Annotated in this window: 11 protein-coding genes; 3 read left to right on the forward strand and 8 right to left on the reverse strand. The window is 39.1% G+C overall.

The features are described from left to right. Nucleotides 1–73: 73 nt before the first annotated feature. Both GJU43_RS18535 and GJU43_RS18540 read right to left on the reverse strand, forming a co-directional pair. Nucleotides 74–640, reverse strand: a complete 567-nt coding sequence (locus tag GJU43_RS18535) for a cysteine hydrolase family protein (RefSeq protein WP_154342770.1) — start codon at nt 638–640, stop codon at nt 74–76. Between the two features lie 75 nt (nt 641–715). Continuing rightward, nucleotides 716–1,672 (reverse strand): GlxA family transcriptional regulator, encoded by a 957-nt coding sequence (locus GJU43_RS18540; protein WP_154342772.1) that lies wholly within the window; start codon nt 1,670–1,672, stop codon nt 716–718. A 411-nt stretch (nt 1,673–2,083) separates the two neighbouring features. Here GJU43_RS18540 and GJU43_RS18545 point away from each other — a divergent pair, with 411 nt between their 5' ends. Genes GJU43_RS18545 through GJU43_RS18555 form a run of 3 tightly spaced genes read left to right on the forward strand, consistent with a single transcriptional unit; the run spans nt 2,084 to nt 5,977 of the window. After that, nucleotides 2,084–3,532 (forward strand): hypothetical protein, encoded by a 1,449-nt coding sequence (locus GJU43_RS18545; protein ID WP_154342774.1) that lies wholly within the window; start codon nt 2,084–2,086, stop codon nt 3,530–3,532. Between the two features lie 2 nt (nt 3,533–3,534). Further along, entirely contained in the window at nt 3,535–4,569 is a 1,035-nt protein-coding gene (locus GJU43_RS18550; protein WP_154342776.1) for a caspase family protein, read from the forward strand. Beyond that, nucleotides 4,556–5,977, forward strand: a complete 1,422-nt coding sequence (locus GJU43_RS18555) for a hypothetical protein (RefSeq protein WP_154342778.1) — start codon at nt 4,556–4,558, stop codon at nt 5,975–5,977. The genes GJU43_RS18550 and GJU43_RS18555 overlap by 14 nt, the downstream gene beginning before the upstream one ends. A 1,095-nt stretch (nt 5,978–7,072) precedes the next feature. On the opposite strand, the gene GJU43_RS18560 is transcribed toward GJU43_RS18555, so the two are convergent. The 6 genes from GJU43_RS18560 to GJU43_RS18585 are packed head-to-tail and all read right to left on the reverse strand — an operon-like array spanning nt 7,073 to nt 14,721. Continuing rightward, nucleotides 7,073–7,912: a DNA-binding domain-containing protein gene (locus GJU43_RS18560; protein ID WP_154342780.1), complete on the reverse strand. Its 840-nt coding sequence runs from the start codon at nt 7,910–7,912 to the stop codon at nt 7,073–7,075. 9 nt (nt 7,913–7,921) lie between these two features. Further along, a complete protein-coding gene (locus GJU43_RS18565; RefSeq protein ID WP_154342782.1) occupies nt 7,922–8,836 on the reverse strand; it encodes a DUF692 domain-containing protein in 915 nt (304 codons plus the stop codon). Next, entirely contained in the window at nt 8,826–9,413 is a 588-nt protein-coding gene (locus tag GJU43_RS18570; protein WP_154342784.1) for a hypothetical protein, read from the reverse strand. Before GJU43_RS18570 ends, GJU43_RS18565 begins: the two co-directional genes overlap by 11 nt. Before the next feature lie 16 nt (nt 9,414–9,429). Beyond that, the gene (locus GJU43_RS18575) at nt 9,430–10,944 is read right to left on the reverse strand and encodes a ferritin-like domain-containing protein (protein WP_154342786.1); all 1,515 of its coding nucleotides are present in this window, start codon (nt 10,942–10,944) and stop codon (nt 9,430–9,432) included. A gap of 20 nt (nt 10,945–10,964) precedes the next feature. Then, a complete protein-coding gene (locus GJU43_RS18580) occupies nt 10,965–12,959 on the reverse strand; it encodes a hypothetical protein (protein WP_154342788.1) in 1,995 nt (664 codons plus the stop codon). 43 nt (nt 12,960–13,002) lie between these two features. Beyond that, complete coding sequence (locus GJU43_RS18585) at nt 13,003–14,721, reverse strand: alpha-keto acid decarboxylase family protein (RefSeq protein WP_154342790.1); 1,719 nt, start codon at nt 14,719–14,721, stop codon at nt 13,003–13,005. Between the last annotated feature and the right edge of the window lie 52 nt (nt 14,722–14,773).

Below are 14,773 nucleotides of genomic sequence, written 5' to 3' on the forward strand. Positions count from 1 at the left end.
AGGGGCGTCTTGTGTAACTCTTTTCATCATTAATTCAGAGACCCCTTTTTAGTAACGATGCCCGTTTTAAAAGTTAAACCAGCTCTAATACTTTTTCGGTCGTAATCACCTGGGCAAATTCATTGTGCAGACTCGCCAGAGAGATCTGATGAATTAGTTCCGAATCGAACTTTTCGCCATTGACCCCTGCCCTGTCAAACGTAGCCGTGGCATCGGAAATCACCAAAACGTCAAACCCTAGATTACCGGCCATTCGTGCGGTTGTAGAAACGCAGTGATTGGTCGTTAATCCCGTCAAAACCAATTTATGAATTCCCTGCTCGTCCAGCCTTTCTTTTAGATCGGTTCCTATAAAAGCACTGTTTACGTTTTTTACAAGTACAGGCTCGCCTTCCATCGGTTGTACTTCTTCTTTAATTTCAAATCCAGGATTCGATTCGTGCAGTTTGGAGTCCGGGTGTACCGAACTGTGCACGATATGAAAGACAGGGAGTTTAAGAGCGCGCCATTTTTCAAGAAGCTGCGCTATTTTTAGTTCCGCATCCTTATTGTTCCGGTTACCGCCCCAGTAGTCTTCATCATTAAACCCTTTTTGTACATCGATAATAATCAAAGCTGTATGCTGTTCCCTTAGTTTCATGTTTCTGTTAATTAGATTAGTACTACAAAAATAGCAGCTGTTCCCCTATGCAAACAAGGACAAAAGACAGTCGTTTTAAGACAGCCTGTTTTTAATTTCGCCAGGCAGTTCCTGCAGATGGGTTTCCAGGACAACCCGCAATTGCTTCGAGGTCTTGTAACCGCACAAATGGGCAATGCTTTCTACCTTATAATCCGAATGCGCCAGGAGGCTTTTTGCTTTTTCGATTCTCAGTTTCGTACGGTATTCGGCAATCGTGATTCCGGTCTGTTTCTTAAAAATCCGTGTCAGATTTCGGGGACCGATATGAACGAGGTCTGCCAAAAAATCAATGGTAGAGGTTTTCTCGAGATTGTAAATAATCCAGTCCTGAATGGTATGGATTTTTTCATCACGGTGATTTCGGTTTTGCAGGTAGACACTTTCCTGCTGATCACTTCCCTGTCTTCTTTTGTAGACCACCAATTCTTTGGCAATACTGGTAGCGACTTCTTTTCCATGTCGTTCTTCTATAATAAACAGGGCCAGATCAATACCTGTTACAATACCGGCACTGGTATAAACATTTCCTGCTTTGGTAAACAGGACATTGCTTTGCACTTTCAAAAGCGGAAAATCTTTTTGAAACCTGTCTATTAATTTCCAGTGCGTGGTACATTCCTTAAAATCCAAAAGTCCCGATTTCGCCAAAATAAAAGCCCCGTTACATACACTTGCTATGGTGGTCTGCTTTGCATTTGCTTTTTTAAGCCATTCGAAAAAAGAGACATCCTCATCTATTTTACTGATTTGTGCCGAACTGAATCCGGATAAAAATACAATATCATTCCCTCGCGGATTTGTTTTTGAAAAATGGACAACCGATGAAAGTGCTAATCCCGAAGAAGAAGTAATGACAGGATTACTACTGATGAATTTTAACTCATAAGGAAGCCCTAAATTTTTAGCTTCCTGAAAAACTTCCAGAACACCGGCTAAGTCCAGTAAGGTAACCTGTTTCGGAATGTAAAAATAAATAATTGTTACTGCCATTTTTGGGATTGTCTTATTAAATGCTAAACTGCCTTTCAAATTTAGAATAAAAATAAGGATCTGAAACTTTAGACCAGCACTGAAAAATGTTTGGATCTAAAATCAGGATCCTTTTTTATATAAAATAGGAGGTTTTACCCTAAAATAATCGGGTATTTTTACCCTTTACTACTCTCTTTTTTATTTTTAAATTTACTTTTTATTTTAGCGCAGCAAATAAAGCATTGATTGTTAAACTGTTGACCGGTAAAGTATCAGAACTAACTATTTGTACTAAAATCAGACATACTGCGATCCAAAGTAAAGGGAGGCTCCTTTTTCATATAAGGTCAGATAAAATGTAGAATCTTTTTGTCTGGACAAAGAGCGTAATTCTATTAGATTATTAACAGCCAAAAACAAACATAATCTATGGCAAATCTTGAAAAAATCTATTACATCAACGTCGGACAGGGCGGAACCTTTAAAAAATCCGGGGACTATGACAGTTCACCGTCCGATGTAGACAACCTGTTCAAATACCTGGAGGAAAACGACATCGAAAGATTACTCGTTTACTTCCATGGCGGACTTGTGAATGAAACCAGCGGCATGGGATCTGCCGAAGTAATGCGCGCCAACTTCGTTGATGCTCCTTCCAAAACCCATGCGGTAACTTTCGTCTGGGAAACAGGGCTCTGGGAGACCATAGTCGAAAATCTCAGTTCAAAGAGCAGCGACAACCAATTCCGGAAAGTACTGAACTTTGTCATCAAACTTATCGGAAAAAAAATAGGCATCGATTCCCGCGGTGGCGGTGAAACGCTGGACACTGCCACTATAGAAGCAGAAAAGCGAAAAGAATATCCGTTTGCCGAACTGAATGATCAGCTCAAAAATACTACAGACCAAGGCAGCAGAGGTGGAAGTATTCTGTTTGATGAAGAAGATGAAATAGGCTTTTTTGCCGATCTTAAAAAAGATAGCGATGATATGATCCAGGCAGAAGGTGAAATGGCAGCAGAAGAAATCGAAGTAGCAGCAGCTGATCCTGATGCCGGCGATTCAAGGGGATTGTTACTGACGATCGGAACGCTTGTAGCTAAAATTGCATTTGCTGTTCTTAAACGTTACGCAAAGGAAACCCATCATGATTTCTACCCTACCGTTGTAGAAGAAACTTTCAGGAAGCTTTATATCGACCAAATCGGCAAATGGGGCTGGTCTGAAATGAAAGAAAAGGCCCGGGAAATGTTTGCAGATAACGAAGGGCTGTCCGGTGACGATTTACATGCCGGAACCTATTTCCTAAAACTCCTGGAAGCACATTACCAAAAAAGACAAACTGCCGGTAAAAAATTCACGATTGAACTGGTAGGACATAGCGCGGGCTCTATCGCAATCTGTAATATGCTGGCCGTAACATCCGAAAACTTCAAAGAGCTAAAATACAACAATGTCGTTTTTCTGGCGCCTGCCTGCAGGACCGACCTGTTCATCGCAAAAGGAATTCCTGCAAAAGAAAACGGAGTCTTTAAAAAGTTCAAGATGTTTACCATGCAGGAACAGTATGAGAAAAAAGATTACTGTGTCAGATACCTCTATACCTACTCCCTGCTCTATCTGGTATCCGGCTTGTTTGAAGACGAAACCGATGCCAAAATAATGGGGCTTCATGAACAGTTCAAAGCCGAAGACCGTTATTCCAAATTCGAAGAATTGAAAGTAATAAACAGGTTTATTACAAGCAACAAACTGGCATTATCAAAGGATATTGAAAATGCAGACAACAGCATGTGGACCGATTCTCTCCGTCATGGCGATTTTGACAACAACAGTGCCACGTTAAAATCAATACTTTCCACTATCAATAGGGTCTAATCATGAATTATGCAATCGTAATAGGAATTGACCACTACGAGAAAAAACCGCTGTCAGGTGCCGTAGCAGATGCAAAAGCTTTCGCCAATTGGCTGGAAACCAAAGGAGGTGTGCAAAAGGAAAACCTAAAATTGTTTGTGTCAAACAGCGAAGACATGCTCGTTAGTGGTCCCGAAATTGACATAGCCATCGATAAGATCAACCGTGTTGCCAGAAACAACAACGAAACAAACAGGCTGTATTTTTATTTTTCCGGACACGGTATAGGCGTCACTTTCGACAACACAGCACTTTGCCTCCGCCTCTGGCCGGCCTTAATCAACCATTGCATTTCAGGCCTGGACTACCGCACCTGGTTTACCAATGCCGGAGCGTTTGATGAGGTACTGATTTTCTTCGATTGCTGCCGCGAACATGATACCCTCATTAAAGGCAATTCACCTGCCGGTTCCTGGAACCTTCCTATTGGCAACAGAAACCCCAAGGTGCTCATCTGTAATTCTACTGCTTATGGCAAATTGAGCTATGAGGTGATAATCGATCCGCCGGGCGAAAGCAAATCAGAAACCGACGGACTCCCTAAAGAATCAGCCTCTGACAAAAAAAGGGGGGCCTTTACCACTTTTCTTATTGACAGTCTGAACGGCGATGCAGATAGTGATGGCACCGGACAGATTACCGCACTGGCACTTAAAGATCATATCCGTAACAATTTTAAAAGCCATGCCGAAAAATTCAAAAAGACACAGGACGCTGTAGCAGATACACTAAATGGCGGAGATCAGATTCTGATCTGCACTGTTCCCGTGATATTGCCCCAATTTAATTGTGAAATCACTTTTGAGCGCAATTCCAATGTCACGCTCTACGGTCCGAATTTAGAAGACCTCTGGACAGGTGATGTGGTAGTCGGACAGGTTTTACAAAGAAATCTGGACAAAGGCTTTTATCAGTTAAAGGACAATCTGGATACAACAGTACCGCCTAAAAATTTCACCAACTATTCTCCAAAAACAATCAGTTATGAACGCTTCTGATACCCAATATACAATCCGTATTTCTTTCACTCAGTCATTGGACGGATTGCAGCTTGTACTCGTTGACGGCAGCCTGAATAAAATAGTGGAGCAGGAAACGCAACAGCTTGAACTTACATTGTCCAAAGGAATTTACCAGCTAAAAGCTTCTTTCATAGATTACTTCGAAGAATACTTCCTCACCGTCCATAAAGACGAGCATTTTGTGCTGGATTACCATTACCCGATGACTTCACCAAGTATGGATTTTGCGACCACCCATGAATATTTTTCAGTTCCTGCCGAAATATGGAGCCGAAAATGTACTTCAGGCGATCCGGATAAAATTCCAAATTTCTTTTTTTTTGCAGCCGCCTTTGACAAAGATGCTCCGTATAAAGAGGAAATAATTACCGATCTTGTTGAAAATTTTTCTTTGTTCGATCCAAAAGGAAAACTAAATATCCGTTTAGACGATGACAATTCGTTTGTTGATCCCGAAGCTGCAGTTGTTATTTTTTCGGCCCGTCTCAAAAAAGGGCTCTATTTTCTTAAGTACCGAAAAAAAGGAAAACGCAGGATTTTTCCCTTTTACATTTACAACGGATACCAAACCCAGTTTTTATTGCGTTACAAGCAGGCACCTGATTTTTATAACAGTTTTTTCTACTACGACAACAAATTTGGATTTCACAGACAGGACAGCCAATACCTGCTGCTCGACAAAATCCAATATGCCTACAAAGACTACAATAACTATAAGCTGCTGACCCCTTCAGACCGGTCTGCTATAAAAAATCATCCCTATCTGGTGGCCCTTGTACAGATCCTTCACCTGGTTACGGGAAATGAACAGGACGACACCGAATTTGCGAATGCACCCCTACTGGAACTGCCCGACATTGCCATGCTGAAAGCCCTGACGGATAAGGAGAAGCAGATCAATTCAGAAGAATTACCCATCATCTCAGCTATAATGGCCAAATGTATGATCACCGTCGGAAAAAAGATGGAGTTCAAACCCGGTTCCATCATGGATCGTGTGGTAGACACCCTGAATTATGATATTTTCTGGAATAATTTCTCAAAAGTAGAAGACCTCTCGCGTATGGCAGACTTGTATAAGGACCTGTTGCAAAAATCAAAGTATTATGGTACAAACCTAAAAGACAATGCTATCGCCAAAGTTAAAAAACTAATTGTCAATTCAATACGTACCACACCGGAAACATTCAAAGAAGAACGCCTCAATACCCTTTTAGGAAATAACCTCACGGACACACCCGAAGATACTACCCGATTTACAGATGCGATAAACAGTGTCGGAAACGTATCCGAGATCGCCAATAAATTTAATCTCCCCCCTACTACTGTTCTTCGCAACTACGAAAAATATGATGAGATCTACAAAAAAATGAATCCCAAATAACATCAAACAATTTTTGCAGCCTGTTCTCCGGAAATGTCGCCCAAAATTCAGCTGTTAGTTTCTTCACTCGCCAATAGTAATTAACCGTAAAGACAATGGAGGTTTAGTTATACGCAGAACGTTTGCGGCTCTGTATAAATTAGTACTCCTTTTTATTGAAGTTAGACCAATTAGGTGTACATTAGCGCTGATTGATACAGTATAAAAAAGTAAAGGAAAAGTATAGCATTATGCTAAATCTAACATGTTTGGTATAATGCAAAACCGGTGTCAGGCTGAGCGAAGTCGAAGCCCTTTTCTGTAAAAAAGCCCTAGGCTTTACTCAGGGTGACATTGATTTCTAAAAGAATAAAGATGTTTATTCTATTTTATAGTTTTTATCTATTTGTTTTTAGATCAGATCAGAATTGGTATGAATTACATCCAACGCGTTAAAGCTATTATACTGTAGTAGCGATGCTGCTTATAAGAACAAACAGGAGAGCACTGAATCCGGAATTCTGTGCTATTAAGGATTTTTAAGTAGACATAAAATGGAAGATTATGTTTATGGACGCCCGTCTCGTACTTCAAAGTGCAGACGGGTTTTCCATTTCATTTATTTAAGGTTCCTGATTTTGATTCTCCAACAACTCAGCATCAGCTAAAGTCATACTGCCTAACCCGAACAGAATCTTTTAAACCTCTTTATAAAGATAGTAACTAAAGATCACCAGCATATAGGATAATAAACTATAGACATCCACTAAAAAAGAGTATCGCCCTGAAGCATAATTTTTATCCTTCAGTATAACTAATCCGTTAGCTTTTTTACCGAAATAATAGTAATTAAGAATGTGAAAAGATACGGGACAAATAATAGCAAGTTTTAAATGAAATGGATACCTTTTGCCACAAAAAACTAAGGCTGTTTTAAAGATAGTCACCAAAACACATTTTGTGGCAGAATCGTGGCACATGGAGTTTTTGAAAACAAGAAATCGAGTAAAATCAGGCGTTGACAAATTTAGGTTCGAAACTTTTAGATCCATTGTTTTTTTAGTTTTTTATCAGGAGGGTCTCTGTCCATTTTAGGATTTAGCTGATAAAATCTCGTTACACTCTAAAAAAATGAGAATCCAGCCAGCGTTCTTTCCAACTGCTCCATACCTGTTCGAATTGGACTGTATTCGCTTTATAATGAGTATTAAACCATTCTTTTGTCTCAATCACATTCTTATTCTCTTTTAAAAAACACAGAAAATCATACTGCTCTTTGTGCAGATCGTAAATAGACAGTTTAAATTTGTGCCTTAACACCACACAATAACTTTCTTTTCCAAAAGGCAGAGCGGGATTTTTCCCATTTTTGAATTCATAATAGTACTTTCGGACTGGAAACTGAAACTTAAATAAAGCAAATACAGGTACCAACTTTAGTTGCTCTTCGGATGTGTCGATTGCTGCCAGCTGGTAATTTTCTTCTGCTTTCTCTTCAAAAAGAACACCAATCGCATATTCAAAACGGGCCAGTTCAATCATAAAATCAATCCAGTCTTCTTTGATACCTTCATTGGCATCGGGTCTGTTATTTTCCAGATATTCTGCAAAATGGGCTCCCAAAAAAGATAAATTGTAATTATTTGAGGGGTTTGAAGCAAGATAGTCATCAGCGAAAGCACAAAAAATCGCTTCTCCTAAAGCATATTCCAATGCACTAAACTGCTGTGACATACAATTTCGTAATCGTGCAATATAACTTCGCTGGTAAATCGCTAAATGTTCCTGAGCCGTAAGTTTTTCTGAATGACAAATTACATCTTCAATTGAAGCTGCATTTGTGGCATTCGAAAGCAAATCATTAGGATTTATTCCTGTTTGCTGATAGGGATCGAGCAAAAGCTGCTGCATCCATTGCTGAAAGTCTTTTAATGGTATTTTTACCGTTTTCTGCATCTTTGGAGTTTATAAAAGTTTATTCACCGCAAATAGATTCAATGGGTTTGAAACCTGTTCTTTATCAATAGAAAAAACTTCTTTTTCAACTCCAACAAATGCTGCATCCATATATTGTTTTGATTTCAGTAATTCTGAATGGTACACATCAAAAGCCGGAATATTACCATCCCATTCTAATAAAATTGATGCCTGATCTGCTAATTGATAAGCTAGTTGAAATAATTTCCAAACCTGATTATTTACTTCTCTATCGTGTGTATCAATAATATAATTGCCACAATTTTGATGACCAGCCAAATGCATTTGAACTATTTTATCATGCGGAATTCCGTTGATGTATTCTACGGGATCAAAATCATTATTAAAAGAAGATACATATACATTGTTTACATCAAGGAGTAATCCACAAGCTGTTTCTTCGGTCATGATTCGTAAAAACTCCCATTCCGGAAGAGTTGAATTATTGAAAGATGCGTAGGTACTTGGGTTTTCTACAATCAGCGGTCGTTCTAAATAATCCTGAACTTGTCTAATTCGGTTACAAACATGTTTTAATGAATCTTCATTTAGCGGAAGCGGAAGTAAATCGTGCGAATTGGTCGTTAAAACTCCTGTCCAGCATAAATGATCGCTGATCCAGGCTGGCCTGACTTCACCTGCCAGTTGCTTTAAACTCTTTAAATAATCAAAATTTAAAGGATCAGTGCTTCCTATAGAAAGCGATACCCCGTGCATTACCACGGGATATTTTTCTGCTATTTGTTGTAAAATATATCTCGGACGTCCATGTGAATCCATAAAATTCTCAGAAATTACCTCAAACCAGTCTACGGCAGGGTTTTTCTCCAGAATATGTTCAAAATGTTGGCTTCTGAGTCCTAATCCCAATCCTAAATTGGGTAATCCAAGTCTAGTGTCCATTATTTTTGGGTTGACAATTTGAAAGGCTCTCCGGTAATTTTTTAGCGCTTTCTTCTTCCATTTTCAAAACTCTTTTTGCTGCCGCAATTTTTCTTTCGGCAGGGTTGCTGATGTAGGAACAAGATCTTGAACCGCTTTGTCCGCAAGAAGAATAATCTACACCCGAAGTACCACGAATTGAGTTTACGTACTCATCGCTTGGTCCGTATTGCTGTGGAGCTTCGCCAAAAGATTCTCCGTTTTCTTTTCTTTTTTCTTCAAAGCGTATTCTGGCCAATTGCCAGACGCTAAGTCCTTTATTAGGGCCTTGCGCCATAAAACGAGAAGACAAAATAGGCACACCGCAGCTGCCTTGATAACGACAATCATTTTCACCCGGATGGCAAAGTTCTTCTGTAGTTCCAAAAATCCCGCAGCCTCCCTGCCCTTTACAAGCATTTAAGGTGTGGCAAGGATGACCAACTGCTGTTGAACAATCGCCCTGACCTGCACAATCATTATTTCCTGAATATCCCGCATTTTTGCATGAATTAAGCCCCATGCATACATGAAGTTCTTTTGTTACTAATTCTGACATGTTGTATATTTTTATATTAATGATTGTGTCTAAAAGGTGTACCTGGTACTTTAGGAATATCGGCTTCAATGCTGTAATCCAATCCTACGTCTGGTAAAGACGGGAAATAGTTTTCGCTTTTTATGGCCCAGCCCCAATTAACAGGATCGGCTTTTGCCAATTGATCCACCAAACTCATGATTTGTGCTTTTGGTCTTAAGAAACTTTGTTCAAACGAAAAAGGTTCAAATGTTAAAGCGCCTTTATAAGCCTGATTGCCTTTAGTATAAGTGTATTGATTAATTTGGTTACCAACTCCACTCAAAAGCCAGATCATTGATTTATGAATACCAAAAATGAATAAATCGTATTGTGTACTTTCGTCTTTATAATAACAGGCTTCAATCATTAAAAGAATATAAGCAAAAACTGCATTACCTAATTGTGAACATAATGCCAGTGCCTGATTGTTTGAAGCTATATAATCGGCTGTTTTAGGATTCGCATCGGTGTCATATACAAAATAGCTGAAGAAATCATCTAAGCCCTGAATGTTACGAAACTTTTGCTGATAATGCCCTCCAAGTGTATAGGCTTCCAGAAATTTTGCAAAATGAGCAGGTTCTTTCCCGGAATCATCATAATCGCCTTCCCAAAATTCTACCTTGCCATCGACAATATCCATTGGTACCGGCATTTTATTTTCGCCCCAAATTAAGGTATGCTGCTTGTATTTACTTTTCCCTTCTCCCTGATCAATAATACGTTCTATCGCATCAATTGCCGAATGAGCGTCATGTACTCCAACAAGTCCGCCGCTATCATCTGCATTAGCAAATTGAGGATTGTGCTCTCTGTCATAATGTACCGTATTCATTGAATTTTGAGAATAATACGGTCTCGGACGATCTGGATTATCCGGAGGAAGTAATTGGGGTCTGTAATTATAAGGTCCCGGGAAATCCTCCTTTATACATTTGATAATCATTTCATACAAACGCCCGATTGTTTGATATTCAACCGTATCCAGCAATTGTGCATTTGCATAAGGATCTTTAAATGGTTCAGGACTTTCAATTTGTAAAAATGTAGTCAGTTGCTTCAATGACAATTTTGCTGCATTAATTTGAAATTCAGGAATATGTCCGTCTAATTGTGTTGGAAATGTTAATACTTTTCCAATCCCTAACAAATCTGGTGCTGTCTGACAAACCGCCTGTTTTAAATTACAGGCAAGTGCCAGGTGCAGCATTTCTTCGATAACAACGCTCATAATTAAAGCCGCCGATTTATTCGAATACACCAGTATATCCAGTTTCAGATCTTGTGCCAGTTCATCAATTTCAGCAGCAGTACGTACACCGGATTGTGAAAGCTGCGCATGAAGTTTAGCATATAGTTTGTCCTGATCCTGTGCTCTGTTAATGGAATAATAAGTCGATAAATAAGTGGGAATAGTAGCAAGCTCCAGCGCAATTGCCTGTTGCATTACATCTTTAATATTCTCTTTTGTTACCGAAGCAGAAAATTTAAATAGTTTTTTTGTTTTCATTTGTATTTGGTTAAAATAGATTACTCCGGACTGATAAATGGATAGTATTTTTCGTCAATAATAGGTTCAATACCGAAGAAATCATTCAGAACAGATTCGGCTGTACAAAATGCACCTTCTACCCAGGCCTGATCGTTTGAATATGTTTCTCCAACAATAAAAATTTCGCAGTCTGTGTTTGGAACAAGCTGTGAAGGTTTTCTAATTTTTCTTTGTACATCGCCTAGACTATAATGCGATTTATAAGCATGGTATCCTGCATTAAATGGAGGAAGAGACCAGTCCATATATTTCGTTTCTAAAGGTTCTGGCACATACGAATAATCAGCCTGTGGTCCAAAATGCAATGACGCTAATTGTGAACGAAGCATTTTTACCATTACAGGAGTAGCTTCTCTTGGTCCTTCAAGCGGCTGACAGTCTCTGGATTCAGGAATTTCGCGCGTAGCATCTGGTCCAAGTTCTAGAGCTTTCCAGAATGTTGCGTACAGAATATCATCATAACTGGCCAAAATACCATATACTTTTTTCCCTTTTCCGTCTCTGGCGTTATCTCCAAAATAAACTACTTGTCTAATAGGCATATCTGTAATACTCGGCCCAATAGTATCTAATTCGGCTACAGTCGAAATTTGTTTTTCCTGTTTAAAAGTCAATCGTTCCTCGATTGCATTTTCTACAGCAGCTATAAAGCTTACTTTATCGTTAAATGAATTAATAAGGATAGCCGGATTTTTAGCCGATTCTATTTTTTTAAGATAGTTAGAAGGAAAACCCTCTTTTCTTAATTTCTCAATTCCTTCTTGTGTTAAGAAATAACTTGTTAGTTTAGCCGGATACGTAGGGCTCCCTGCCTCGGTTGTTCTCCACCAGGGTGTATCGAAAAACATACCTATTTTGTAGGAAGGTTCCATTAATACAGACTCTAAATACAGCTGTACTTTCTCATCATTTAATACATCCGTTCCTTCTTCATCACTGTATCTGCTTGCCTGCGCCACTAAGTCAATTGCTGCTCTTGGCATAGCCAGAAATGCAGCATCACATTTTTTTCTTTCTGCAAGTGCATCCGGATCTTTGCGTGTTGCAGTTGTAAAATTCACTCCGGATTTTGTGTGCAAAATAGAACGCAATCTAACATTTGGATAATAATTTAGCGTGATTCCTTTTTGTTTTGCCAATTTTTCAACTTCTTCAAATAAGCTGTCAAATAAGCTGGAATATCCTTTTATTAATGTTTTGTATTCTGTTCCCGGAAGAAACTCATCATTCACATTAAATGACTGGGCACTATTGCTGTTTACTACGTTTGAACTGTAGCCGTTACCATCCGATAAATAACTAAATCCTTCCTGCCCAAGCATATCATAACCCAGGTTCCAATATCCAATTTCTTTTAATAAGTCTCCTTTTTGAAAGATCGAACTATCAGGCATGTCAATATTGATTTTTCCTTCTTCATAAAATCTGCACCATTCTCTACGGGTAGTCGGTCCTGATGTTTGAGTGATCGCTACAGATTGTATCGTTGTAAAACCATCATCTGGCGGAGCATCCTGAGCGTAATTGCTTGCAAAATAGGGAGCTGGCTGGTTAGAATTAATATCTGAGATATACATGTTTTTAGAACGCAAAGACATCAAGGGATCTGCTGATTCATTAAACGGAATTGAATCTTTCTTTAAATCTAATTCTTCAATAGTTTTAGTCACTAAACGATGTCCGGGCCCCTGAGGAGTCCCATCCCAATATAAATATCTCATACCTCCTAATTCAAGGTACGAATTGTCTTTGTCGTCTTTATAATGCCATGTACAAACACGTGCCCCCGGTGCTCTGGTTCCTGGATTTTTTTTAGAAAAATCATATTTCCCCCAGTCGTAGAGTTCTAATACATCGCCCTTAACAAGCATTTTTTCGTTTTTGCCGTTTTTAGATTTTCCATCAAGTAATCTCCACGCCGTATAGAGTCCGGCTGCACCTGCTCCAAAAATAGAGTATGTTTTTTTGCTCATGATAGTATAGTTTTTAAATTTTCAGTTTTTATAGATCTTGGTTTTATTCATTTCCCAGTCTTGCCATTTGCTGCGCAAGATCTTTTTGAGGAATCACAATTTCTACCAGGGTTGGAAGATTTGTTTTTTTCTTAAGTTTAAGAAGTACATCGTCTAACTCTGTAACGGTTTCAGCACGGTAGCTGTTTGCTCCAAATCCTTTGGCAAGTGCCTGATAATCCCATTTTGGAAGAATATCAAATTCGTCAAACTTATGATCCGGGCCTGCCTTAAATGAGTCCATGTCTACATATACCTGTTCAATAGCATATACTCCATTGCTCATTACAAAAATTACAGAGTTGATCTTGTATTTTACAAGAGTCGAAAGTGATTGTGCGATCATCATAAAACCACCGTCACCGGCCACAGTCCAGGCCTGTTTGCCACTTCCGAGTTGGGCTCCCGAAGCTGCACCGGTTTCAAAACCAATACACTGCCACGCAGCCGAAGAAATATAGGCGTTTTGAGATAATCCGTACATATTGGTAGCCACATACATTGATGAACTTACACCAAAAGTCATTACAATATCGTCCAGCATTTTTTCTTTTTTCAGAAAAGATGCAGCATGCTCAAAAAAGCGGTTAAACGTTATTACTTCCGGAGTTAAATCGTATTTAGGATCTGAGTTAGATCGCCATGGTTCCGGGAATTTTGGCTGAGCCGGAGCTATTGCTTTTAAAGGATATCCTGAAGTTTTTTTAAAGCGTTCTGTTAAGGCTTCGATGAAGTCTTTTAAAGTTACTCCCGAATAGGTAAAATAACCAACTCTGGTTTCCTGAGTTGTTACCTGAATCATATCCGAAAATTTATTTTCTACCAGCCATAAATAATCATCGGTAATAATAGTTCCTAAGGACAAGATACAGTCTGAAGCTTCAACTAATTTTATAACTTCGGGTATTGAAGCCTGATCAGAATAAGTACCGATGAATTTATCGCCTTTCTCATCCAGAACCGTTTTTCCAAGTGAAGTTGTAGTGTACAACATTCCGCTTGCTTTAATAAGTTCTTCTAATTGCTTGGTTAGTTTATGTCTCAAAAGCTCTACACCTGCAAAAATTACAGGTGTTTTGGCCTGACTAATTTGAGACCACGCCTGAGAAACAGCATTTTCAAGTGCTGCTGGTTCACTCTTTATGATTTCAGCTTCCAGTTTTTTACCAGATGGTTTAGGACAAGGTTCGCCCCATACTTCTTTATAACATGCTATGTACACTGGTCTTTGGTGTGTAAGCGCTGCTATAAGTAATTTATCGATTTTTTCAGGAGCACCTGCAGAAGTACTCAGGGTCTCGGCAGCAACAGTTACTCTTTCGTAAACTTCCTGATCTGCATTAAGGTTACCTGTAGAGTGATGATAAAGTACATTGTACATACTTCCTATTTGTCTTGCATCGGCTCCGGGTGTGGCACTAATTACAACAACCGGGCTGCGCTCTACATAAGCTCCTGCTATGGCATTTAATGCACTAAAAGTACTTACTCCATATTGTAAAGATACAGCAGCTAAACCTCTGGTACGTGCGTAAGCATCTGCCGCATAGGAAGCGTCTAATTCGTTTGAAGTACCAATGGTTTCAATTCCGTCAAAGTATTCCAGAGCTTGTGTAAAATGCTTTACATAGTCTCCCGGAATCTGAAAAACCTCGGTAACATTTAATTGTTTGAGTCGGGTAAGCAGATAATCTGCGACCGTAAATTCTTTTGCAGGTTTCATTTTTTGGTTATTATAATTAGGAGTGTTTTTGTTTTCAGTACTACATATCTTC

Source organism: Flavobacterium sp. LC2016-23, assembly GCF_009674775.1.
In the GTDB taxonomy this organism is placed as follows: domain Bacteria; phylum Bacteroidota; class Bacteroidia; order Flavobacteriales; family Flavobacteriaceae; genus Flavobacterium.